The sequence below is a fragment of the Bermanella marisrubri genome (assembly GCF_012295615.1).
Lineage (GTDB): Bacteria > Pseudomonadota > Gammaproteobacteria > Pseudomonadales > Oceanobacteraceae > Bermanella > Bermanella marisrubri.
In genome coordinates this window covers 118,158-138,385 of the sequence record NZ_CP051183.1, presented here as the reverse complement: position 1 = coordinate 138,385, position 20,228 = coordinate 118,158, and the positions used below count along the sequence as shown (strand labels likewise).

Sequence of the window (20,228 nt, the reverse complement as noted above, 5' to 3'; positions counted from 1 at the left end):
CTGTTACAATTACAGGGCTTGTATCTTTTGAGTATAGAAGAGCTTTTTGTGATTACCTCTTGAAGCCTTCGCTCGACCGCTAAAGAATCGCTGCACTTCTCTGGCATTATCAAGCTCATTTTTTACCCAATTTGCTTGCGAAGTAGTGGGGTTTTTGGTATAAAACGCAGCTCTTTTTGACGGGGTGACCGATGTGCCTTTGCAAATACCCTTGCAAGGCCCGTAAACATTGGCCCCGAACGAATTTTTTAGTAGTCGCTTATTTGCAAAAAATATCGGGGCAGAACAATGGCTAAAGTTTGTCAGGTTACGGGTAAACGCCCTGTAACAGGTAACAACGTATCGCACTCAAACATCAAGACTAAACGTCGTTTCCTACCAAACCTTCAAACGCATCGTTTTTGGGTTGAGAGTGAAAACCGTTTTGTAAAACTACGCACCTCAACCAAAGGTATGCGTATTATTGATAAAAAAGGCATCGACACAGTTCTTGCTGAACTACGTGCTCGTGGCGAAAAGGTTTAAGGAGATAAATCATGGCTGCAATTCGTGAAAAAATCCGCATGGTTTCTTCTGCTGGTACTGGTCACTTCTATACTACTACCAAAAACAAGCGCACCATGCCTGACAAGTTGGAAATGAAGAAATTCGATCCAACTATCCGTCAGCACGTGATGTACAAAGAAGCAAAAATCAAGTAATTGGTTTTTGATTCGAAAAAGCCCGCCTAGCAATAGTCGGGCTTTTTTTATGCCTGTCATATTGGGAGCCAATACGCGTTAGGTTACGTAAACCCATAGCGATAATTGACAACCTAGTAATAACAAAGCAGATAACGAGCCATGCCTGAATTACCCGAAGTCGAAACGACCCGCGCCGGAATCGAGCCGCATATTATTGGCCATCAGATCAAAGCCTTCCACGTGCGTCAGCCACAATTGCGTTGGCCGATCCCTACTGAGCTGGCCACTTTATTAACCGGCAATCGCGTGCAAGCGGTGCGCCGTCGCGCCAAGTATTTATTAATTGATATTGCGGCGGGCAAAAGCGAGGATCTGCTCGGCACTTTGATTATCCATCTTGGCATGTCTGGCTCGCTGCGTGTGATTAATGCCAAACCTTATCCAGACCCCAAAAAACACGAGCACTTTGATATTGAGTTTGATGACTGCCTAGTGCGTTTTAATGATCCAAGACGCTTTGGCGCGTGCCTTTGGCAAGCAGCCGACGAAGTAGACAGCCGCTTACAACACCTGGGGCCAGAACCGTTAAGTGATACCTTCAATGGCGATTACATTTTCGCCAAAAGTCGCGGCCGTAGCAGCGCCATCAAAACCTTCATCATGGATCAGCGAATTGTCGTAGGCGTTGGTAATATTTATGCCAGTGAATCGCTGTTCTTGGCTGGCATCAATCCCAAAAAAGCCGCTGGTAAAGTGAGCAAGAAAAAATACCAAGAACTCGTCAGCGCCATTAAAATTGTTTTAGATAACGCCATCGCGCAAGGCGGTACAACACTGAGAGATTTTACTAGCAGTGATGGCAAAGCGGGTTACTTTGCTCAAGAATTGCGCGTGTATGGCCGAGAAGGCCTAGGCTGTATTCAATGTCAGCAACCTATAAAGCAGATTGTGCAGGGCCAACGCAGTACTTTTTATTGCACAAAGTGCCAACGCTGACACCCTGAGTATTAACAGGTCATGTTGAAAGCTGTTATAGTTAAGTCGCTATTCAGCAGCAAGCGCCTAATGACGAGGAATATAAGAATGATGTTTGCCAGTGTTAAGAAAACCTTCATGATTTTCGCAGCTTTATTTATGTTCGCGCTGCCAATGCACTCTCAGGCGCAAGAAATTGATGAAACCCCTTCTGCCGCTGCGATGGTATTTGATGGCCTTATCGTACGCCCAATTACCCTCGTTGCCACGGTTATTGGTACCGCTATTTGGACCGTCACTTTGCCATTTAGTCTATTAGGCGGTAACGCTGGAGATGCGGCAGAAGTGCTTATTTTGGAGCCAGCGGCAGCTACTTTCGTTCGATGCTTGGGCTGCACCAATAATGGCCGCAAGATTGATTTCGAAGACGAGTAAACCATTGGAGTTACTTGTTCATTAAAAAAGTGGCTTCAAGCCACTGCTGTCCCACAGTTTTGACTCATATCGCGAACCTCATCTGAGGTTCGCTTCGTTTCCCCATAGGCCGATCCGGTTGTAGCAGCGATTTTAGCGTTTTTCTCTCAAATAAATTCACCTGAAACACCCTCATTATTCTCAATACCGTCCAGCCCGTTTTAGCGCTGTGTTTCGATATGGATACCAGTAAATAAATGATCATAGCGATCCATATTTGAGTTAAAACAGCATTCTTTGAATACCCTGCGAAGTTCTTGATTTTGAGTGTTTGTTTAATGGCTTTGAAGAACAGCTCCACCTGCCAGCGATCTTTATAAATAGCTGCGATGGTTCTCGCAGACAGTTGAAAATTGTTGGTGACAAAATGGTATAGCTGTCCGCTTTCTTGGTCGATGTAGTGAACCAGACGCAACTCTGGCTCGCTTCGTTTTTTGGCATGAACACTCGTTAATTCGATTCTTTCATCACTTAAGATACCTTGATCGGGGTTTGACCCTAAGTGCTCTAACACGCTAAAAACACTTCCCGAACGCAATCGTGTGACGAAGCTAACCCCTTTATTTGTAAGGTCTCCAAACCATTCGTAATCAATATAGCCTTTATCGAGGGCCACCATGCTGCCGGCTGGAAAGTCAAACTTGCGACCTTCAATCATGTCATTTTCGTTCCCATCACTAATCGCTACGAACTCAGGAATTTGACTGCCGTTATTCAAAGCCACACTTAACTTTACATTGGATGTATCGTCACGATGTTCAGCCCAAGGGCAAATATTCAAAGATAAATCTATGGCGCTGGCATCCAGCGAATAGAGTGGATTTTTAAAGCGAAACTTGTGATTCGAAGGACAGTTTTGAGTTTTACCAAGAAGCTTGTAAAACAAAGATTGGTAAAGTTCAGCAGGCTGTTTTTCGTTGATTCTAGCTAAGGTGGAGCGAGCAATCGGCTTGGCCCCAAGATGATAAAGTTTATCTTGCTGAGCGAGAAGATTGGTTTCGATATCTCGAAGGCTTTGCCTACCAGAGAGTTGCGCCATAGCCATGGCCGTAAATTGATCCCAGCGAGTGGCAGAGCGCAGTTTTTGACCCGAATGATGCTCAGATGCAAGGCTTTCAAATTCATGTCTCGAAATAGGTTTTAGCAACTGATGAAAAGCGGTGTTAGAATGCGACAAAGCCTGAATTCCTTGTTATTAGATGTTTTTTCGATAATCACATTCTAACAATTTGGATTCAGGCTTTCTCATTTATCCCAAACTGTGGGACAGCAGTGGGTATTGCCTTCCTTTTTTTATTGGGTCTATTCAAGCGCTTGGCTTAAAAGCCTAACTTGTCGCGAAGGTTGTAGTAGAACGCCCCCATTGCGGTAAACGGTACGCGGAAAGGGTATTGAGAGAGCCCTGCTTGCGGTATCAATACTTCCCCTGATCATGCAAAGTGATATGAGAGGTCATCTTTTACTTGAGTGAAAATTATTCATTTCTAAGTCATAAGGCTTATTTGTAACCGTGAAATGAGTCCCATTTCATTATTTGTACGATATTAACTACAGCAATGTGTTTTTCAAATTGGTAGGATGCTGCAAATTTTTCAATGGAATGAAGCGATGTTCAAAAAACGTCCCGGCAAGTCCTATTTGCCTTCTTTACTTAAAAGCAGTGTTTACGCTGCATTATTATCAACCTCAATATGTTCCTATGCCGCTGATGGTCGTTCTGATTACGATTTAGACGATGATGGCTTAATCGAAATTAACGATATTAGCGATCTTATAGCAATCCCACGTTACACTAGCGGAATAAGTCTTTATGGCAGTAGTGCAGGTTGTCCGGCAGCTGGCTGTTTTGGCTTTGAGCTAACCAAGGATCTAGATTTTGATACCAATCAGGATGGAGTCATTAATTATAAAGACACTAATGATGATTATTGGACCCCAATTAGTTTGAGAGATGCGACTTTTGAAGGGAATGGGCATGTCATCCTAAACCTGCGAGTTTTTAATTTCGATTCTTATTCTGGCTTATTTGGTTACGTGCAAAATTCAATAATACGAAATATTGGTTTATCGGGTCCGCTTATGTATGTGAGGGGTGGTTTTAGATCTGGTTCTTTAGTTGCAACAGCAAATAATACTCATATTGAAAACGTATTTAATACGGGCAGCGTAAGAGCGAGAGTGACGGATGGTCAAATAGAAGGTGAGCTAGGTTATGCGGGTGGCTTGGTTGGGGAGCTTTCAAATGGTAGTAGTTTGATAAATGCTTTTAATAGTGGTCCAGTATATGGTGCTTATCCAGGTGGATTAGTGGGGCATTCTGCGACTAGGGCTGATCTTGAACAAAGTATCATTCGCAACGGCTTAAATATAGGGAAGCTATCTCTCGACAGAAGTGTAGATGGATATGCTGGTGGGATTCTCGCTTCTCATGGGCCTTACTATGTTGAAGATTTGAAGGTAGAGAACAGTTATTGGGCTACAGATGCGAGCGGGGAAATGGATAGTTATGGTAGTGGTAGACCTGATGCGCGTACTACCAAAAGTTACTTCGGCTTATCACTAGAGGATTTAAAATGTGCTGAGCAAGCCAATATTTCTGGTGCCAACAGGTGCTTTTACTTAGGCTCTACTCCGATCTTATTCAAAGATTGGGATAAAGCTCAATTTGATGGTCAGCCCTTTTGGGATTTTGGTTCTGATATTCAAATAGCGGCTCCAAACATGCATGGCAATGCTTATCGAGATACTGATAACGATACTGTTCCAGACTTTAAAGACGACTTTCCATTCAACATTGCGGTAAGTAAAGATTCTGATAAGGATGGTTACCCGGATAATTGGAACTCAAATTGTGATGTTACTTGTAGAGAGGAGTCAGGTTTAATTTTAGATCAATTCCCAAATGTTGATGCTGCTTGGCAAGATGAGGATTTAGATAGTCTGCCAGATAGTTGGGCGCAAGGTTGTGACACTAGTTGTAAAAATAATTCAGGACTTACATTAGATAGCAGTCTTAATGATACTGATAACGACGGTATAAAAAATCATGTCGATAATGATGATTCTGGAAATGGCTCAATAGATATTGATGCTAATAGTAATGGCTTGGTAGATATATATAACCTTGAGCAACTTAACGCGATACGTTATCAGTTAGATGGTAATGGTTTACGAATGGAGAATAGAGGAAGCTTAGATCAGTCTGGATGCCCTTTAGTTACATATGAAAGCGTACTAATGAGGCGCTGTCATGGTTATGAGCTATTAACCGATTTAGATTTTGATACTAGTCAAGATGGTGTCTTGGGTATCGGTGATGACTTCTGGAATGATGGAAAGGGCTGGATTGCGATTGGTGGTAGATCTCACCCATTTACAGGTACTTTCGAAGGTAATGGTTATACGATTCACAATTTACTAATTAATCAGAGTACTGATTACCAAGCCTTATTTGCTACTGCTGAGAATGCAGTGATTCGTAATCTTAGGTTAAGTGGATCGCTGATGAGTGTACAAGGAGCTAATTATGTTGGCTCATTGGTAGGGTATAGTAAATTAAGCAGGATCGAAAATGTATTTAATACTGGAGCCGTACAGGGGAGTCAAATAATAGGTGGCATAGTGGGGTACTTAAGGGACAGCCACATGGAAAATGTTTTAAACACGGGGTCGATTACAGGGGATAATCGTGTAGGAGGTCTAGTGGGATACTCCAGCGGTGCATACCAATATGAAAATACTCCTCTCCGAATCAGTATTATTAACGGTCTTAATACTGGCTTTGTGACTGGTTATGATGGTGTTAACGCAGGAGGCTTGGTTGGTGTCGTAGATTCTTCTTCAATAATTGAAAATAGCTACTGGGCCGAAGATGCTTCAGGCTTATCGATTAGTTCTCGCGAGTCTGAAGATAGAAGTTATGTAGGGCTATCACTGGCAGTACTGCAATGTGCCATTCAAGCGAATACACACTCAGGGAATAGCAATTGTGTCTCCTCTGATGGTTCAGCAGAAGGTTTAACGAGTGGGGTCACCCTGTTTAAAAATTGGAATCAAGCCATGCTTAATGGTTTGAAACTTTGGGATTTTGGCAATAGTAGTCAGCTACCAGCCATGGTGTTTAGAGGGGAAGTTTATCGAGATTCAGATGGAGATTTCATTGTTGATGGTCAAGATGCCTATCCGTATATCCCCCTTGAAGGTAGACCGGATACCGATAATGATGGCATCCCAAATGAATGTGACCAGGCTTGTTTGGTTACAGGTATGTCGGAAGACATAGATGATGACAACGATGGTGTGTTAGATGTACAAGATGCTTACCCGTTGGTTGCCATCGGTGATTTGACGGATACAGATAATGACGGTGCACCAGATAGTTGTGATGCAACTTGCATCGAATTAGGTATGGCAGCTGACAGGGATGATGACAATGATGGTGTGTTAGATGCACAAGATGCTTATCCGTTGATTGCCATCGGTGATTTGACGGATACAGATAGTGACGGAGCACCAGATAGTTGTGATGAGGATTGTTTAGCATTAGGCATGACTGCTGACTTAGACAACGACAATGATGGTGTTGCCGACGTCAATGACGTCTATCCTTTAATCGCACTAGGTGAACGCTTAGATACAGATAACGACGGTATTCCAAATGAGTGCGATAGTGCTTGTGAAGCATTAGGTATGCTTGCGGATATTGATGACGATAATGATGGTGTTGCGGATGCTAATGATGCTTACCCTTTAATTGCACTAGGTGAACGCTTAGATACCGACAGTGATGGAATTCCAAACGAGTGTGATACCGCTTGTGAAGAATTGGGCATGCTTGCAGATACCGACAACGACAACGATGGCGTGGAGGATGCAAACGACGCTTATCCATTAATTTCACTAGGTGAACGCTTAGATACCGACAATGACGGTATTCCAAACCAGTGTAATGAAACCTGCGTCGCACTAGGCATGACTGCCGATACTGACGACGACAACGATGGCGTGTTGGATGCTAATGATGCTTACCCTTTAATTGCACTAGGTGAACGCTTAGATACCGACAGTGATGGAATTCCAAACGAGTGTGATACCGCTTGTGAAGAATTGGGCATGCTTGCAGATACCGACAACGACAACGATGGCGTGGAGGATGCAAACGACGCTTATCCATTAATTTCACTAGGTGAACGCTTAGATACCGACAATGACGGTATTCCAAACCAGTGTAATGAAACCTGCGTCGCACTAGGCATGACTGCCGATACTGACGACGACAACGATGGCGTGTTGGATGCTAATGATGCTTACCCTTTAATTGCACTAGGTGAACGTTTAGATACCGATAATGACGGTGCGCCAGATACCTGTGACGAAGCCTGTACCACACTTGGTATGGCTGCAGATACCGATGACGACAACGATGGCGTGGCGGATGCTAATGATGCTTATCCATTGATTTCACTGGGTGGTCGTTTGGATTCTGATAACGATGGTATTCCAAACCAGTGTGATACCGCTTGTGAAGAATTGGGCATGCTTGCCGATACCGATGACGATAACGACGGTGTATTGGATGTTAATGATGTCTTCCCATTAGACCGTACAGAACACAGTGATTTTGATAACGATGGACTAGGTGACGTTGCCGATACAGATGACGACAATGACGGTGTTGATGACATTAACGACCCTAATCTTGGTGCCGATAACGGCGCACCTGAAATTGTCTTCGTACCGACTATTCCACCGGTTGCTGTGACAACAGAAAATGGTGATGCGTTTGAGTTATTAGTGGATGAAACTTTCTTAAACCACTTCCAAACTGTTGATGCGGTGGATACCGTCTTTACTTATGAAGGCAGTTTAGATGGTGAGGTGTTAGCCATTGATGAAAACAACATCATGCTAATACCTGCAGGACATCAAGCCATTCAATTAGTAGCAATCGATACCTCAGGTAATCGCAGTGAACCTTATGAGTTGGTTGTGAATGTGTATCCACGTATTCGCTTTGAACAAAGCACTTCAATAACCGGTGAGCATTCAACCACAAATATTAAAGTTCAATTAACAGGGGATTCTCCAGAGTATCCTGTGGTGGTGAATTTTAATGTGAGTCAATTAAGTGATGTTGATCAAAATGATTTAGATGATAGCTTTGATATTGAAGCGCAGCATCAGGTGATAATTGAAGCGGGTGAGGCGGAAGCTTTAAATCGTGATGGCTTCATTGAGATTCTAATCATTGAAGATAATGAAAGTGAAAACGACGAGCTTTTAGTTGTTGATTTATTATCTGCTCAATTAGCGAGTGAAAGTGAGGGGGAAATTGAAAGCCTATTTGCTATTGATGAAACAAATCAACAACACGAGCTTACGGTGACCTATCAAAACCTAGCGCCAACTGTTCAGCTTAAGCTGGAGCAAGACGGTGTTGAGGTTGCTAATGTGACTCAAGGCGGTGGCCAGGTTTCTATCACGGCATTGATCCAAGATGGTAACGGTATGGATACCCATACAATCACTTGGGACTTAAACGATATTGGTTTAAATGCCCCACTTGGTGAAATGTTGAGTTTTAACCCAGATAATATTCCTGCTGGCAGTTACAGCATCTCGGTTGAGGTTGTGGATAGTGGTATTGGTAACCTAACCGATACAGCCACCATTGAGTTCAATATTGTTGAACCAGTTGTGCAACCGGATAACCGTGAAGGTGAATCTTCCAGTGGTGGTGGTTCGCTACCGCTTTGGTTCATACTGCTTATGTTTATGAGTTTGTTAACAAGGCAACAAGCAAATAGACAAAAGACTTACGTTAAATAATTAATGAAAATTAATGTTTAACTGATAATAAAATAAACCCCATTGGCTTGCGCTAATGGGGTTTTGCTTTTTGAGGTTGTTGAATTTATTGAGGTAATTAAAATCCCAGCTTATCCCTCAAGTTATAATAAAACGCGCCCATTGCGGTAAACGGTACGCGGAAAGTGCGCCCACCTGGGAATGGGTATTGCGGTAGTCCCGCAAACACATCAAAGCGTTGGCTGTCCCCTTGAATCACTTCGCTCAGTACTTTACCAGCAAGGTGAGTACAAGTTAGACCATGGCCTGAGTAACCTTGGGCGTAGTACATGTTCTTGCCGATACGACCGAACTGAGGCAAACGCATAAGGGTTAGTAAGAAGTTACCTGTCCAAGCGAAGTCTACTTTAGTGCCTTTTAGTTGAGGGAAAGTCTTCAACATGTTTGGCACGATCATGGATTCAATTTTCTTCGGCTCACGGGCGCCGTAAGTTACGCCGCCGCCGTAGATTAAACGACCTTCTTTAGAAAGTTCAGCAGGCTGTTTTTCGTTGATTCTGGCTAGGGTAGATCGAGCAATCGGCTTGGCCCCAAGATGATAAAGTTTATCTTGCTGAGCGAGAAGGTTGGTTTCGATATCTCGAAGGCTTTGCCTACCAGAGAGTTGCGCCATAGCCATGGCCGTAAATTGATCCCAGCGGGTAGCAGAGCGCAATTTTTGACCGCGATGGTGCTTAGAAGCGAGAGACTGAAATTCATGTCTCGAAATAGGTCTTAGCAGTTGATGAAAAGCAGTGTTAGAATGTGACAAAGCCTGAATCCCTTTGATTGCTGTTTGTTTCGCAACTCCAGTTTACCAATTTGATTCAGGCTTTTTTAGTGCTACCCCAAAACTATGGGACAGCAGTGGGCTTCAAGCCCCTTTTTTATTGTCCATGGGTTTGCTATTTCACCTTGATCAATAGCCCATTTCCGTGAGTATTTCATCATAGCCTTGCTGATAATCTTTATACTTAAAGCGATAGCCTAGTTTCACTAAACGGCTGGAATCACAGCGTTTGCTGCCGCGGCGGGTCACCTCGGGCACATCATGGTCGGGCTCCACATCACCTATGCGATCTTTCAACCACTCAAATACTTCAAATATAGGCGTCGGTGTTGGATCTGATGCTAAATACACAGAATCCAAAGCAGTGCCCTTCTCGTCTTGCTCAATGAGAAACGATAAAACACCAATGCAATCATCACGATGTATGCGATTGGTCCACACATCGGGTTCAGGATCACAATGAGCGCCTTTTTTTGCTTGATTGATTAGCCTTGTGCGACCTGGACCATAAATACCACTGAAGCGCACTACGGTTCCGGTAAAATCGCTATGCAGCAATGTTGACTCTGCTTCTAACATCTTACGACCGGCAAATGCTGTGGGCTCCAGTTCAGTTTCTTCGTTTACCACGGCGCCATCATGATGCGGATAGACACTGGTACTGGAGACAAAAAAGATGCGTTTAGGACTTTCATGATTCTGCTTAAGTAGCGCCAAAATATGGCGTAAACCCATGACGTAATATTTGTCATAACCTTCTTCGGAGAACTCAGGGCTGGCTACACAATAGACTACATAATCGATTCTCTCTGGTAGGATTCCAATAAGAGTCTCCATATCTGAAACGTCTGCACTGATCGTATGAATGCCTTCGCCAATGGACTTTTCGCTACGGCGCATACCCCAAACGTCATGACCTTGCTGTTTGAGTGATCGGGCTAACCCGCCACCGATGTCGCCACTGCCGACGATTAAAAATCTTGCCATAGGCCTTACTCCCTATTTTGTTTCACTCGCTCATTGGTATAAGCTATTGGCTGGCTTAAATAGATTAATACCATGACATTATCGGAACTAAAATACATTGTCGCCCTCGCCCAAGAGAAACATTTTGGCCGTGCTGCTGAACGCTGCTTTGTCAGCCAGCCTACTCTTAGTGTGGCTATAAAAAAACTAGAAAGCGAGCTAGGCATTAGTATTTTTGAACGCTCCAAGAACTCAGTGAATCTTACGCCGCTTGGTGAGCAAGTGGTTCAACAAGCGAATGTAGTGCTCGAAAACGTAAAGAGCCTGAAAGAAATCGCCCAAGGAGGCAAAGATCAGCTGAAGGGAGCCCTCAAAATCGGTGCGATTTACACCATTGGTCCTTATTTATTCCCGCATCTAATTCCACAAGTTCAGTCCTTAGCTCCGGATATGCCGCTTTACATCGAAGAGGACTACACAAAAAATCTGCGACGCAAACTGCGTGAAGGCGAGCTGGATGTGATTATCATTGCTCTGCCTTTCACCGAACCTGATGTCCTGACAAAAGCCATCTATGATGAGCACTTTGAAGTTCTATTACCCAATGGACATCGGTGGTTGCAAAAAGACGCCATTCATCCTGATGAACTGCCTGAGAGTGACTTGCTACTATTGGGCGAAGGCCATTGCTTCCGTGACCAAGTGTTGGAAATGTGCCCAGCACTGGCTAAGCATCAAAACAGTAAATTAAAAGCCGTAATGGAAGGCAGTTCGTTAGAAACCCTTCGCCACATGGTCGCTTCAGGTATGGGCATAACCGTATTGCCAAAGAGCGCCACTGGCACCAATCAATACCCAAGTGAAGTGTTGCAAACTAGGCCCTTCATCAAACCCATGCCGTCACGAACGGTAGCGATCGCATGGCGTGCTAGTTTCCCAAGACCCAAAGCTGTGGACTTAATTACTCAAGCCGCGAGTTTATGTCAGCTGTTCTAGATTCATTGGTTGAAACGCCGGTCACGGCGCTAAAGAATGTGGGCCCAGCCATGGCAGAAAAACTCGCCAAACTGGGTATCCACAATGTTCAAGACTTAGCCTTCCATTTACCACTTCGTTATCAAGATCGTACGCGAATTACGCCCATCGGTGGCTTAAGAGCCAATCTAGACGTGGTAGTCGAAGGGGATATCAAAGCCGCTGACGTGGTATTCGGTAAACGCCGCTCATTGGTTGTGCGCATTCAAGATGGCACTGGCACACTGACGTTGAGATTTTTTCATTTTAGTGCCGCCCAAAAAAACAAATTAAAAAAAGGCGAACGGATTCGCTGTTTTGGGGAAGCGCGTCCGGGTAAATCTGGGCTAGAACTCTATCACCCAGAGTATCAGTTCATGGATGAACTCAATGATACGCCAACCGAGCAAACACTCACCCCGATTTATCCGAGCACCGAGGGACTGGCGCAGATCCGCTGGCGTCAGCTCATGAGCCAAGTGGTGGCACTGATTAAACAAGGCGTGGGCGTGGAAGACTTGTTACCAGCAGAACTGTTAACGTCGAAAAATATGCCGAGCCTGGCGCAGGCATTGCTTTACCTGCATCAACCGCCGGTCGGTTCCGATCTTGATCAAATGGAATTATATGCCCACCCCGCTCAGCATCGACTGATCATAGAAGAACTGTTGGCCCACAACCTCAGCATGCAAAAAATGCGAGAAGAAATGCAGCGCCATGCGGCACCGGCTATTCCTGCTAGCCAGGATTACTTAGCCAAATTGCTCAAGCAATTACCCTTTACTCCCACTAATGCACAGCAAAGAGTGAATCAAGAAATCGTTGCCGACTTTGCCAAAGGCTTTCCCATGCTTCGTTTAGTACAAGGGGATGTTGGCTCAGGCAAAACTCTGGTCGCTGCCATGGCCGCGTTGCATGTTTTGGAGCAAGGCTATCAGGTGGCCATCATGGCGCCCACAGAAATATTGGCAGAACAGCATCTTAAGAATTTCCAAGGCTGGATGGAGCCTTTGGGGATTTCCATGGCGTGGCTTGCAGGCAAAGTCAAAGGCAAAGCCAGAGAGGCAACTCTGAATGCTATAAAGCAGGGTGATGCACAATTGATCGTAGGTACCCATGCACTATTTCAAAACGATGTAGAATTTAAAAATCTTTGCTTAGCTATCATTGATGAGCAACATCGCTTTGGTGTTCATCAGCGCTTAGCCCTGCGCGAGAAAGGCAAGAGTATTAACCCTCACCAACTCATCATGACCGCAACACCCATTCCACGAACGCTAGCAATGAGTGCTTACGCAGATTTAGATACCAGTATCATTGATGAATTACCGCCCGGTCGCAGTCCAGTGAATACTGTGGTCATTGATCAAGATCGCCGTGATCAAATTGTTGAACGTATTCGCGCCGCTTGCATAGAAGGGAGACAAGCCTATTGGGTTTGTACTCTCATCGAAGAAAGCGAAGAGATGGAAGCGCAAGCTGCCGAAGTCACAGCTCAATCTCTGCAAGATGCGTTACCTGAGTTGAAAATTGGAATGGTCCATGGTCGCTTAAAAGCTCAAGAAAAAGCCGACATTATGGCCGCCTTCAAAGCTGGCGACTTGCATCTGTTGGTCGCCACCACAGTGATAGAAGTAGGCGTCGATGTACCCAATGCCAGTTTGATGGTCATTGAAAATCCTGAGCGCTTGGGTCTTGCCCAATTGCACCAATTACGAGGCCGTGTCGGACGCGGCACTGCACAAAGTCATTGCGTATTGCTTTATCAAACGCCATTAAGCCAGCAAGGTAAACAGCGTTTGCACGCCATGCGCGATACCAGTGATGGATTTAAAATTGCCGAGATTGATTTACAAATCCGCGGTCCAGGTGAAGTGTTAGGAACACGACAAACCGGTCTCATGCAAATGCGTATCGCTGACTTACAGCGAGATGGCTATTTGCTCGACGATATTCAACAATTATCACAACAACTTATGCAGCAACATCCACACTGGGTAGACGCCTTAATACAACGCTGGCTCGGTGAAAACGTGCGCTACGGTCAAGTCTAAAAACAAATTAAAAATTTCCTCTGGAAAACGCGCACCACAAAATATTTTTCGTTAGAATTCGCGCCGCATTCTACACACCGACTAAACTACCAATATGAACATACGAACTTTAAAATACGGCCTGCTAGCCATGTTAATGTCAGCCGCTTCGTGGGCTGCCTCTGATGTCACTTTATACACAGAACAATTTCCTCCCTACAACATGACGTCCGATGGAAAAGCTTTTGCGCATAAAGCTGAAGATATTTCAGGTTTATGTACCGATATCGTGAAGCAAATTCTGCAACATGTATCTCTAGACGTTCGCATGAAGCTGCGTAATTGGAGCTACGGCATGAGCAAAACTAAGCAAAAGCCTAACACGGGTCTTTTTTGTACAGCTAAAACACAAGAACGATCAGAACTGTTTCAATGGGTTGGACCTTTAACTGAGATCCGCTGGACGCTATTTGCCCGACCAGACTCCAGCATTAAGCTAGACAACCTTGAAGCTGCAAAACAATACAATATCGGCGGTTACAAAGACGATGTTATGACCACTTATTTGCAAGACAGAGGCTTTAAAATATCGGCACTAGCCAATGACAGTGTGAATCCTAAACGCTTAATGTTAAATCAAATAGACTTATGGGTAGCCGACGAACTATCGGGCCCCTATGTAGCCTCAGACAGCGCCGATATCGACGGTTTGAAAAATGTGCTTGTATTCAAAACAAGTCCACTCTATATCGCATTTAACCCGAAAACGGATCCGCAAATCATTAAAGGCTTCCAGCAAGCCTACGACAAAGTGAAGCGTTCTGGTCAAATAGAGGTCATTGAGAGGACATACGGCCGCTAGTCTTTTCTTTTAACTGGGCTCTAGGATAACTAGGGTCTAGTTCACATTAATACGATCAGTAACATCTCTCTGCGCTTTTTTGTCTATAGTTTGAAGATATCCGCCAAGGTCCAAGCAAGGTCGTGGTAACTGACTATAATTGTTCTAAGAGGGAGACACATGGGACTGCCAAGTCGTATTCAGAAAGTGCTCGATGAATGGAAGGTAACCTATCAGGTCTCTGCTAATGAATCCGTACCCATTACTTCATCGGTTTATCGTATGCCAGGTCTGACAGAAAACAGCGCTCAACTCTCTATACTCGAAGATGAACACGGTCGCATTCAAGTCATTTTTCCAGCCAGCCAAATACTCGACCTAAACAAGGTCTTCACTCTAACGGCACGGCAATTCAAACCCGTTGATCAAGCCTCTGTGCAGCGTCTTTGCCAAGGCCTCAATCTCGAAAGCCTGCCCGCGCTTCCACAAATTACGGGCCTTGAAACCTACGTTGACCAGCACTTACTCGAGCAAGATCAGATCGACATCATCATTGATGGCGAACAGCAACTGCAGATGGAAAAAACCGATTTTCAGACCATGGTGAGTTCAGCACGTATCGGTGACTATTGCTCCAAACCACCGGTTCCTGTTACGCCCGATAAAGATTGGACACAAAAAGATATCGCACAAATTAATCAAGCAGTTAAGACCTTCACTCAATTAAGAATTCATCAGCGTTTGGAAGAAACCCTGGATATTCCACCCATGCCCGAAACGGCCCGTGACATTATCGACTTACGCATGGATCCAGATGCAGAAACAGAGCAGCTCGCCAAGCTTGTTCAGCGTGATCCTGGGCTTGCAGCGCAAGTTATCTCTTGGGCTAATAGTCCGTATTACGGGATCAGTGGCACCATTACCAGCGTTCAAGAAGCGGTTATACGTGTACTAGGCTTTGACCTCGTCATTAATTTAGCCTTGGGACTATCATTAGGTCGTACCTTAAGTGTACCTAAAGAGGGGCCTCAAGGTTACACGCCGTATTGGCAACAAAGCGTTTATACGGCGGCATTAACCTCTGAACTAATCCGAGCGATGCCATCGGAAAAAAGGCCTTCCCAAGGCATGGCCTATCTATGTGGACTGTTGCATAACTTTGGCTTTTTGATTTTAGCCCATGTCTTCCCGCCGCACTTCCAATTAGTGAGCCGTCACATGGAAGCCAACCCTCATATCAATCGCTATTACATTGAACAACATTTAATGCATATCACTCGCGAGCAAATTAGTAGTAATTTATTGAAGCACTGGGGCCTGCCCGATGACGTATGTGTTGCCATCCGCAACCAAAATGAACCTGGCTATCGGGGGGAGCATGCTGAGTTAGCTTTGCTGTTGTTTGTCGCGTCACGCTTACTTAGTGTTGAACGTCTTAACGATGCGCCTGCAGAAGCCATTCCACAGGAAGTAAAAGACTACTTACAACTTGATGATACTAAGGTTCAAGGAGCTTTGGAGAAGGTGCTGGATTCCCAAGAGGACCTTCAAGAAATGGCTCGTCAGCTCGAGGCTTAGTTGGCTCAAGTAATGCCACAGCCAATAGCGAAGCGTGCAAACGAGTAAAGTACTGATTAACAGCAGTTGATGCGGCTTCAAACCATGCTCGATAAGCCGCAGAATCCTTGGCCAGTATATTTAGCTGAGTATTATCTATCTGTCGGAATGCAAAAAAGTAGAATGCCGATAGCTCGTTGTATAGGGCTTTACGAACCTCCTGCTTCTGTGCTTGCCAGCGCTGGTCGATAGACAGTTGCAATTGCTCGTTGTCTAAACCCGTCAGGTTCAAGCTGTAACAGCTTTTCCATAGTCCCTCATGCAACGCTAAATTTACACGCAATATTGGATCAACAATCATATTTACCAGTTCTAAGCGGGTTTCAGTCGGCGTTTGTGTCTGCAGTTTGAAATAATACTCTCGTAATTTGTCACGCTGATTGGTTTCGAGAGCTGATGCCTCAAGTCGTTTTCGTATACCCCAAGACTTTGCTTGCCAAGGAACAGCGGGAGGATTATTGAGATTTGCCAAGATTCCATCAGCCACTCGACTTGCCGTGAAATTTTGCTTTGCAAATTGCAACCTCTCAGATACTCGATATTGCATCTGTGGTTGCATGGCCAACAAGCATGCAGAGTGGATATCTTGCCATAATGGCGACACTTGAGCGCTCAGATCTTCGATCACTGTACGCTGAGACGCGGCCAGAGAATCAAAAGATATGACTAAGATAAAATGACAAATAACAAGTTTAATCGCGCGCATCTTCAAACCCACCCGCGTTGGGATCTGCAAAAACCGCTTCGTCCAAGCGCTGTTCGGATTTTGCTACGACACAAGTCACCGCGGCATCACCGGTAACATTCACAGCCGTTCGCGTCATATCGAGCAAACGATCCACACCGATAATCAACGCAATACCTTCAACAGGTAAGCCCACTTGAGTCAGCACCATAGACAGCATCACCAGACCAACCCCAGGCACTCCGGCAGTACCGATAGATGCCAAAGTAGCCGTCGCAATGACGGTTAAAAAGTCTGTTACTGATAAATCAATACCATATGCCTGAGCAATAAACACAGTTGCCACTCCCTGCATAATAGCAGTGCCATCCATATTGAGTGTAGCTCCCATTGGTACAGTAAACGAAGCAATACTATTATCCGCGCCGAGCCGTTTCTCTACAGTACGCATGGTGATAGGGATAGTGGCATTACTTGAGGCAGTACTGAAGGCAAACAATTGTACATTGCGCATCTTCTTAAAGAATGTAGCCGGACTTAAGCGAGCGAGCAGCTTTACTAATAAACCATAAGTCATACCGGCATGGATAAAGAGTACTAGCAATACAGTTACAAAATACACCGCCAACTCAGCGATGGCTGACAAACCCTTGCTTGCGAACACATTAAACAGCAAAGCAAAAACACCATATGGCGCAACTTTCATTAGCATGGTTACTAGATTTAAGATGACCTCATTCCAATCACTGAAATTGTCTTTAAGACGCTTGCCAGCGGCACCACTATGATTCAATGCCAAACCTAGCAGTAATGCAAAGACGATGACCTGCAACATCTTGCCTTCCGCCATGGCAGTAATTGGATTGGTGGGGACGATATCCACCAGCACCTGAACAAACGAAGAGGCCTTAACTTCAATAGACTGGCTCTTTGCCGATAGGTCAGCCCCCACTCCTGGTTCAATCATGAATGCAAACGCCATTGCAAGACTAATCGCAATAGCGGTTGTGGCGAGATAGAGCAGCAGCGTCTTAGCACCTAGGCGACCTAAATCTTTTCCGCCACCTAAATTTGAAACACCATAAACCAGAGAAACTAAAACCAGAGGGACTACCAAAAGTTTAAGCGTGGCAACGAACACTTTTCCCACCACAAAAAACACACCGCCAACAAGCCACTCATCAAGTAAGGCGTCATACCAAGGCGCAATACCATATAAGGTTTGTGCCAAACTGCCTGTAACGATGGCCAAAATCATGGCCAACAGAATCGCTTTGGTGAGTCCTTGTGGTTGAATCATAGGCTTATTTTTTTCTAGGTTTGAGGAATTTGGTTAACCCTTGGAACCACATCACTTCGGAAAAATCGCCTTTTATCACCAGATCTTTATTTTGAATACCGGCCATAAACGCGTTTTTATCTTTGGCAGTCAATATAGAAAGTCCGGCAGCGGCATCTTTGAAATCCAAAGCAAACGTTGGCTCATCGACTAAACCACGCTTAGTTTTCACATTACCATCTTTAACAACGTAATGACGACCAGTTCCACTGTGGGTTTGAATTTGAAATACGAGATCTTTGCCAGCAATATATTCTTGGCAAGCAGGATTGTCTTTGGCTGCTTTCTTTAGAATTTTACCTAAAGCCCAAAGCAAGATTTTAAATTTTATTGTTTGCATTGATAAAACCAGATTGTTGAGAACAAGGAACGCACTCGGCTAGCGCACACGTCATGTAAATGCGTGTAGACCGCTCGCTAGGAGGCTGCGGCATAATACCATGCCACCTAGCTTCATCAATGACTATAAATGATCATAATGACCACTTAATCAGTGCGGTATATACAGAACTAGTTGTTTACTGCGTCTTTTAACGCTTTACCTGGTTTAAAACCGACAGAGTTGCTGGCCTTAATAGTGATGGCTTCACCTGTCTGTGGGTTTTTACCTTGACGCTCTGGACGGTGTTTTTGCACAAAACTGCCAAAGCCAATTAAGCTAACGGAGTCGTTTTTGCGAAGAGATTCAGTGATTTGATCAGTAATGATCGTGATGATTTCTGACGCTTTTTCTTTAGAAATATCTGCATTCTCAGCAACAGCCGCCGCTAATTCAGGTTTGCGCATATTGATTACCCATCTTTTTTATTGTTTTTAATTTATGCCAGCAACGCAGGCAATTCCTTATTGAGTTTTATCTTTTCAGCAACGCAGTCACCGGTCAAGGCGTAACCCAGCAAATTTTCTTCGGAATCACGGAAAAGTGCCTGAATATTCGGAGATTGGCCTTCAAACACCCATGAACCTTGGACATTTTCCGCCGGCGGGCAAGTGACCACAGGCAAACTTGGCGTTTTTACCATAATCGGCATAACCGGATATTTGACTTCCGTAGCATCTCCGCACAGGGTTTTTGCCAACGCTCGAGCACTGTTCATAAGAGGCAAGACATACAACAAATGATGCCCTTCAACTTCAGCACAATCACCCAAGGCATAAATATGAGGTTCACTAGTTTGAAGTAGTCGATTTACCTGAATGGCCTTGCCTACATGCAATCCGGCAGCTTGCGCGATATCTGTATTGGCCTTTAAGCCCACCGCAGATAGAACTACATCCACTTCAAGCGTTTGTCCGTTGTCCAAGGTCACCATGAATCCCTGGTCTTGAGCGTTAATCTTCACCACGGATTGCTGTAAGTGTAAGTTAACGCCAAGGGTTTCCAGTGCCGGAATTAATGCTTGTCCACATGGCTCTGGTACCAATCGACTAAGAGGCTGAGCATCAGGCGCAACGAGATCTACATGGAAACCAGCACTACCTAAATCGTGGGCGTACTCTGTACCCACTAAACCCGCTCCCATGACGAGGACTTTCTTCTTACCCTTTACTTGCTGATAGAAACGGTCGTAGTCTTGTAAATCATTCACGTGCAAAGCGTGTTCAAAACCATCTATTGGAATTTGTATAGGGCTGGCACCCATGGCAAGAACCAAATCGCTGTATTCTAGAGTCTCTGCACCCAACGCAATGGTTTTTTGCTCAGGATTAATCGCCGTTACCGTTTGCTGTGTACGAATTTCAAGCTTTAATTGCTCTGCCATCGTGGCAGCGTCCGCCATGGCCAAACCGTCTGCGTCTTTTTGCTTGCTGAAGCCTGTGGATAACATAGGCTTACTGTATTGGCGACCATCATCTTGAGTAATCAAGATAATCTGACGCGAATCATCCTGCTTGCGAATTTCTTTAATCAAGTTATAGCCGGCTAGACCAGAACCAATAACGATAAGAGGTGCGGACATTTAG

16 protein-coding genes and 2 pseudogenes are annotated in these 20,228 nt (G+C 44.7%); 9 read left to right on the top strand and 9 right to left on the bottom strand.

Features of this window, described 5'->3' with window-relative positions; translation table 11 throughout:
- The first annotated feature begins 288 nt into the window (after positions 1 to 288).
- From rpmB to HF888_RS00620, 4 genes are all read left to right on the top strand, one after another.
- Positions 289 to 525, top strand: a complete 237-nt coding sequence (gene rpmB / locus HF888_RS00635; RefSeq protein ID WP_007018121.1) for a 50S ribosomal protein L28 — start codon at positions 289 to 291, stop codon at positions 523 to 525.
- A gap of 8 nt (positions 526 to 533) precedes the next feature.
- Entirely contained in the window at positions 534 to 701 is a 168-nt protein-coding gene (gene rpmG / locus HF888_RS00630; protein ID WP_133308479.1) for a 50S ribosomal protein L33, read from the top strand.
- 141 nt (positions 702 to 842) lie between these two features.
- Entirely contained in the window at positions 843 to 1,679 is an 837-nt protein-coding gene (mutM, locus tag HF888_RS00625) for a bifunctional DNA-formamidopyrimidine glycosylase/DNA-(apurinic or apyrimidinic site) lyase (RefSeq protein ID WP_007018123.1), read from the top strand.
- A gap of 87 nt (positions 1,680 to 1,766) precedes the next feature.
- Complete coding sequence (locus tag HF888_RS00620) at positions 1,767 to 2,093, top strand: hypothetical protein (protein ID WP_007018124.1); 327 nt, start codon at positions 1,767 to 1,769, stop codon at positions 2,091 to 2,093.
- A gap of 64 nt (positions 2,094 to 2,157) precedes the next feature.
- On the opposite strand, the gene HF888_RS00615 is transcribed toward HF888_RS00620, so the two are convergent.
- Positions 2,158 to 3,309, bottom strand: a complete 1,152-nt coding sequence (locus tag HF888_RS00615; RefSeq protein ID WP_007018125.1) for an IS4-like element ISOsp1 family transposase — start codon at positions 3,307 to 3,309, stop codon at positions 2,158 to 2,160.
- A 431-nt stretch (positions 3,310 to 3,740) separates the two neighbouring features.
- On the opposite strand from HF888_RS00615, the gene HF888_RS00610 reads away from it, so the two are divergent.
- Complete coding sequence (locus HF888_RS00610; RefSeq protein ID WP_133308480.1) at positions 3,741 to 8,960, top strand: M26 family metallopeptidase; 5,220 nt, start codon at positions 3,741 to 3,743, stop codon at positions 8,958 to 8,960.
- A gap of 97 nt (positions 8,961 to 9,057) precedes the next feature.
- Here the strand turns inward: HF888_RS00610 and HF888_RS16785 are convergent.
- The 3 genes and pseudogenes from HF888_RS16785 to HF888_RS00600 form a co-directional block, all read right to left on the bottom strand.
- A pseudogene (locus HF888_RS16785) lies at positions 9,058 to 9,471 on the bottom strand (NAD(P)/FAD-dependent oxidoreductase); the annotation flags it as partial.
- Positions 9,463 to 9,750, bottom strand: a pseudogene (locus HF888_RS16780) (DUF4372 domain-containing protein); the annotation flags it as partial. The pseudogenes HF888_RS16780 and HF888_RS16785, both read right to left, overlap by 9 nt.
- Positions 9,751 to 9,897: 147 nt before the next feature.
- Positions 9,898 to 10,755: an SDR family oxidoreductase gene (locus HF888_RS00600; RefSeq protein ID WP_007018128.1), complete on the bottom strand. Its 858-nt coding sequence runs from the start codon at positions 10,753 to 10,755 to the stop codon at positions 9,898 to 9,900.
- A 72-nt stretch (positions 10,756 to 10,827) separates the two neighbouring features.
- On the opposite strand from HF888_RS00600, the gene HF888_RS00595 reads away from it, so the two are divergent.
- The 4 genes from HF888_RS00595 (at position 10,828) to HF888_RS00580 (ending at position 16,200) form a co-directional block, all read left to right on the top strand.
- Positions 10,828 to 11,730: a hydrogen peroxide-inducible genes activator gene (locus HF888_RS00595; RefSeq protein WP_007018129.1), complete on the top strand. Its 903-nt coding sequence runs from the start codon at positions 10,828 to 10,830 to the stop codon at positions 11,728 to 11,730.
- Positions 11,715 to 13,802, top strand: coding sequence for an ATP-dependent DNA helicase RecG (gene recG / locus HF888_RS00590; RefSeq protein WP_007018130.1), 2,088 nt, complete (start codon positions 11,715 to 11,717; stop codon positions 13,800 to 13,802). The genes HF888_RS00595 and recG overlap by 16 nt, the downstream gene beginning before the upstream one ends.
- 94 nt (positions 13,803 to 13,896) lie before the next feature.
- Positions 13,897 to 14,643, top strand: a complete 747-nt coding sequence (locus HF888_RS00585) for a substrate-binding periplasmic protein (protein WP_040297815.1) — start codon at positions 13,897 to 13,899, stop codon at positions 14,641 to 14,643.
- A gap of 159 nt (positions 14,644 to 14,802) precedes the next feature.
- The gene (locus HF888_RS00580) at positions 14,803 to 16,200 is read left to right on the top strand and encodes an HDOD domain-containing protein (RefSeq protein WP_007018132.1); all 1,398 of its coding nucleotides are present in this window, start codon (positions 14,803 to 14,805) and stop codon (positions 16,198 to 16,200) included.
- On the opposite strand, the gene HF888_RS00575 is transcribed toward HF888_RS00580, so the two are convergent.
- From HF888_RS00575 to HF888_RS00555, 5 genes are all read right to left on the bottom strand, one after another.
- A complete protein-coding gene (locus HF888_RS00575; protein WP_007018133.1) occupies positions 16,121 to 16,945 on the bottom strand; it encodes a hypothetical protein in 825 nt (274 codons plus the stop codon). The genes HF888_RS00580 and HF888_RS00575 overlap by 80 nt on opposite strands.
- On the bottom strand, positions 16,932 to 18,224 hold the full coding sequence (locus HF888_RS00570; protein ID WP_007018134.1) for a dicarboxylate/amino acid:cation symporter: 1,293 nt from the start codon (positions 18,222 to 18,224) through the stop codon (positions 16,932 to 16,934). The genes HF888_RS00575 and HF888_RS00570 overlap by 14 nt, the downstream gene beginning before the upstream one ends.
- Positions 18,225 to 18,228: 4 nt before the next feature.
- The gene (locus HF888_RS00565) at positions 18,229 to 18,603 is read right to left on the bottom strand and encodes a hypothetical protein (RefSeq protein WP_007018135.1); all 375 of its coding nucleotides are present in this window, start codon (positions 18,601 to 18,603) and stop codon (positions 18,229 to 18,231) included.
- A gap of 170 nt (positions 18,604 to 18,773) precedes the next feature.
- Positions 18,774 to 19,049: an HU family DNA-binding protein gene (locus tag HF888_RS00560; protein WP_007018136.1), complete on the bottom strand. Its 276-nt coding sequence runs from the start codon at positions 19,047 to 19,049 to the stop codon at positions 18,774 to 18,776.
- A 32-nt stretch (positions 19,050 to 19,081) separates the two neighbouring features.
- Entirely contained in the window at positions 19,082 to 20,224 is a 1,143-nt protein-coding gene (locus tag HF888_RS00555; RefSeq protein ID WP_007018137.1) for an FAD-dependent oxidoreductase, read from the bottom strand.
- Between the last annotated feature and the right edge of the window lie 4 nt (positions 20,225 to 20,228).

Bases quoted from the DNA above. Each gene is read 5' to 3' on its own strand.
- HF888_RS00600 (WP_007018128.1), bottom strand. From the start codon at position 10,755: ATGGCAAGATTTTTAATCGTCGGCAGTGGCGACATCGGTGGCGGGTTA.
- HF888_RS00585 (WP_040297815.1), top strand. From the start codon at position 13,897: ATGAACATACGAACTTTAAAATACGGCCTGCTAGCCATGTTAATGTCA.
- rpmB (WP_007018121.1), top strand. From the start codon at position 289: ATGGCTAAAGTTTGTCAGGTTACGGGTAAACGCCCTGTAACAGGTAAC.
- HF888_RS00570 (WP_007018134.1), bottom strand. From the start codon at position 18,224: ATGATTCAACCACAAGGACTCACCAAAGCGATTCTGTTGGCCATGATT.
- HF888_RS00595 (WP_007018129.1), top strand. From the start codon at position 10,828: ATGACATTATCGGAACTAAAATACATTGTCGCCCTCGCCCAAGAGAAA.
- HF888_RS00555 (WP_007018137.1), bottom strand. From the start codon at position 20,224: ATGTCCGCACCTCTTATCGTTATTGGTTCTGGTCTAGCCGGCTATAAC.
- HF888_RS00580 (WP_007018132.1), top strand. From the start codon at position 14,803: ATGGGACTGCCAAGTCGTATTCAGAAAGTGCTCGATGAATGGAAGGTA.
- HF888_RS00565 (WP_007018135.1), bottom strand. From the start codon at position 18,603: ATGCAAACAATAAAATTTAAAATCTTGCTTTGGGCTTTAGGTAAAATT.
- mutM (WP_007018123.1), top strand. From the start codon at position 843: ATGCCTGAATTACCCGAAGTCGAAACGACCCGCGCCGGAATCGAGCCG.
- HF888_RS00610 (WP_133308480.1), top strand. From the start codon at position 3,741: ATGTTCAAAAAACGTCCCGGCAAGTCCTATTTGCCTTCTTTACTTAAA.
- HF888_RS00560 (WP_007018136.1), bottom strand. From the start codon at position 19,049: ATGCGCAAACCTGAATTAGCGGCGGCTGTTGCTGAGAATGCAGATATT.
- HF888_RS00575 (WP_007018133.1), bottom strand. From the start codon at position 16,945: ATGCGCGCGATTAAACTTGTTATTTGTCATTTTATCTTAGTCATATCT.
- recG (WP_007018130.1), top strand. From the start codon at position 11,715: ATGTCAGCTGTTCTAGATTCATTGGTTGAAACGCCGGTCACGGCGCTA.
- HF888_RS00620 (WP_007018124.1), top strand. From the start codon at position 1,767: ATGATGTTTGCCAGTGTTAAGAAAACCTTCATGATTTTCGCAGCTTTA.